General features: G+C 60.1%; 4 protein-coding genes. 2 read left to right on the top strand and 2 right to left on the bottom strand.

The genetic code is table 11. From position 1 onward, the window contains the following. A partial coding sequence (locus tag E5W87_RS15310; RefSeq protein ID WP_292398731.1) for a lytic transglycosylase domain-containing protein occupies positions 1-500 on the top strand: 500 nt, incomplete at its 5' end. A gap of 286 nt (positions 501-786) precedes the next feature. Beyond that, the gene (locus E5W87_RS15315; protein ID WP_292398735.1) at positions 787-1,674 is read left to right on the top strand and encodes an alpha/beta hydrolase; all 888 of its coding nucleotides are present in this window, start codon (positions 787-789) and stop codon (positions 1,672-1,674) included. A 47-nt stretch (positions 1,675-1,721) separates the two neighbouring features. On the opposite strand, the gene E5W87_RS15320 is transcribed toward E5W87_RS15315, so the two are convergent. Together E5W87_RS15320 and E5W87_RS15325 are read right to left on the bottom strand one after the other, a co-directional pair. Further along, on the bottom strand, positions 1,722-2,774 hold the full coding sequence (locus tag E5W87_RS15320; RefSeq protein ID WP_292398738.1) for a site-specific integrase: 1,053 nt from the start codon (positions 2,772-2,774) through the stop codon (positions 1,722-1,724). A gap of 243 nt (positions 2,775-3,017) precedes the next feature. Continuing rightward, on the bottom strand, positions 3,018-3,384 hold a 367-nt coding region (locus tag E5W87_RS15325; protein WP_292398741.1), incomplete at its 5' end, for a porin.

Raw genomic sequence — 3,384 nt, forward strand, 5'->3', positions numbered from 1 at the left:
TCATTCCCGACACCGCCAACATTTCCGGCTCGGGCAAGGCGCTGGCCTATGCGATCGCCCGCCAGGAAAGCGAGTTCAACATCGGCGCCGTCTCCAGCGCCGGCGCGCGCGGGCTGCTGCAGCTGATGCCGGGGACCGCCAAGCAACTGGCGAAGAAGGCCGGAATGATTTTCTCGCAGGCGCGGCTGACCACCGACGCCGGCTATAATGCGACGCTGGGCGCCGCCTTCCTCGGCGAGCAGCTCGGCCGCTTCGACGGCTCCTACGTGCTGACCTTTGCCGGCTACAATGCCGGCCCCAACCGCGCCGCCCAGTGGGTGGCGAAATACGGCGATCCGCGCGGCAAGGACATCGACGCCGTCGTCGACTGGATCGAACGGATTCCCTACACGGAAACAAGAAGTTATGTCCAGCGCGTGATGGAGAATTACGAAGTCTACAAGATGCGTATTTCCGGGAAGTACGACATTGTGGGCGATCTGGTGAACGGGCGGAGTTGAACGAGCGAGAGGGGAAGCGTTCGAAGTAAGACCTCGGTCTTCATCTGGAAAACCAGAGGCCGGTGATCCTTCACACCCCCCTCTGTCCTGCCGGACATCTCCCCCGCAAGGGGGGAGATTGGCGGTTTCAACGCCTCGCCTTCTCTTAAACGCTGGAGATTGGCGAAAGCCGACGTGACATCCAATCTCCCCCCTTGCGGGGGAGATGTCCGGCAGGACAGAGGGGGGTGCTGTCCCTCAGACGCCTCGCCTTTAAAGATCGGCACATCCAGAGGAATCAGTCCAAATGTCGAGCGGTTTTTCCGACTTCTTCTACGCCTCGCCGGACGGGCTGCAACTCCACGCCCGGATCTACGGCGAAGCGAACTCCGGACGCTGGCCGGTCGTCTGCCTGCCTGGCCTCACCCGCAATAGCCGCGACTTTCATGAACTGGCGCTGCACCTGTCGCGACGGGCCCAAACTCCGCGAAAAATCGTCGCCTTCGACTATCGCGGGCGTGGGCAATCCGCCTACGACCCCGATATCGGCCACTACACTGTCGGCGTCGAAGCCGGTGACATCCTCGCCGGGCTGGCGGCGCTTGATATCGAGGAGGCGGGCTTCATCGGCACGTCACGCGGCGGGCTGATCATCCATGTGCTCGGCGCGATGCGGCCGGCCGTCCTGAAAGCCATCGTTCTCAACGACATCGGTCCGAAGATCGAGGCTGGCGGTCTTGCCCATATCCGCTCCTATCTCGAGCGCGCGCCAAAGCCGAAAACCCATGCTGAGGCGGTCGGCGCTCTGCGCGGCGCGCATGGCAGCGACTTTCCGGCCCTGAGCGACGCGGATTGGGACAGGATGGTATCGGCCCTTTATCGCGAAACGGATGAAGGGCTGGTGCCGGATTTCGACCCGAAGCTGGTCGACACGCTGGCGGGTCTCGATCTCACCCAGCCGTTGACAGCACTATGGCCGCAGTTCGAGGCGCTGGCGGCGATGCCTTTGCTCACCATACGTGGCGCCAATTCGAAGCTGCTGTCCACTGAGACGCTCGAACAGATGCGAAAGCGTCACCCTTGTATCGAGGCGACCACGGTCGAGGACCAGGGCCATGCGCCTTTCCTCGAGACCGGCGGCCTGCCCGGCACCATCGCCGCTTTTCTGGATAAGGCTGAACAGAACTCGAAGTAAAACCTCAAGGATCGACTTCAATCCTGGAGGTTTTACTTGAATTTGGCTTACGCGGACTTCGAACTTTTCCGGGGCGCCTTGGATGAGGCTTTCGCCGCGACCGGCTCGCTCCTTGGTTCCTGCATTGCCGCAGAAGACAGAGGGCTTCCCGCGTCCGATCCATTGCACCGAGGCGTTTCCAGCACGACGACACAGCCGTCGAGGTCGTTCGTGGCAAGATGCGCGTAACGCATGGTCATCGACAGCGTCTGGTGGCCAAGCCACATCTGCACACGCCTGATGTCGATGCCGCCCTGGACGAGACGCGAGGCGCAGGTGTGGCGCAATATGTGCGGCACCACCTGTTCGTCGGCGCCAAGGCCGATTTCGGCCTTCGCATCGTTCCAGATGGCGCGAAACTGCGCTTGGCTGAGCTTGGTGAAAGGACCTTTGGGCCGACGGCCCTCGGTGACCGGCAGCTTGATCACCTCTTTGGTCCGGGCGGTGAGTGGAATGGTGCGGCTGCGGCCGGATTTGGTGATCCAGAAGCTGACGCGATGCTCCTGGATATCGTTCCAGATCAAACCCAGCGCCTCGCCGAGGCGACAACCGGTGTCGACAAGAAAGACCGAAAGCCGGTAAGCGTCCTCGCTGCGCCTCTTTATGGCGGCGAATAGCTGGGCTTCCTCATCCCTCTCGATGAAGCGAATCCGTCCCGCCCGCTCCTTTTGGCGGCGGAACTCGGGCAGGCTGTGGATATCCCCCATCTTGTGAGCCTTGCGCAGCAGTTTGCTGAGAGCAGCCATCTTCCGGTTGATGGTTGCGTTGCTGTTGCCGCGCTGGCGCAAGGTGCCGATAAGGTTGTCCAGGGTACTCTGGTCAAAGGCGCTGAAACGCTCTCCGAGGAGAATCTCGTCTATTTCGCCGATGAAGGAGCTGACATTGTATTTATGCCGCCCATCATCCCACAGTATGTCTCGGTATGCTGAAAACAGCTCCCCGACCTTGTACGACTTTACTTCTCTGATCTTGTTATAACTGTATTTTATTTTTGCGTTTTGAGAAGAAAACATCGAAAAATGGTCAGAGGGAGCACCCTCTTGAATCGCTTCGTTTGTCATTGTCTTGCCACACCCCCGGAGTGGATAGGTCAGCCCTATCTGCTTGGAAGCGTCCTTTCAAGAGTTTTGATCACGCAGTTGTGATTTCATCCGCCTATCGACGGATCCCACGAAATCGCCCCACGGACCCTATTCAGCTACCGTTACCCCCTGTTCCTTCTGTTTGCCTTGATCCAGTCACGAAACAAAACAGCCCGGGCGTTGAAGCGCCCGGGCTGGATTTCACTTGCAAAGAGCCAGCCCTTAGAACGAGCGCTGGAAGCGGAGGAGGCCGCCGAAGCTGTCTTCGTCGTCGGCGCTGGTCCAGTTATCGAAGTTGTTGTCACCGAAGTGGAGGTAGTCGACTTCGGCCGTGATCGTCAGGCCCGGAACGATATCGTAGGCAATGTTGGCAGCGATGCCGAGGTTTTCGCCTTCGTCATACGAGATCTGGGTGTTGAACGAGGTCTTCTCGTTGATGGTGTAGGTGCCACCACCCCAGACAGCCCAGTTGCCGTCCCACTGCTTGTAGAAGCCGCGGCCGCCAGCGGGCCATGCATAGGTCGGGTCCGTGAGGTTGTCGTCCGTGCCGTAGCCGGCCATGATGAACAGCGACAGGTTCTCCATCGGG

The organism is Mesorhizobium sp. (genome assembly GCF_004962925.1).
In the GTDB taxonomy this organism is placed as follows: Bacteria; Pseudomonadota; Alphaproteobacteria; order Rhizobiales; family Rhizobiaceae; genus Mesorhizobium.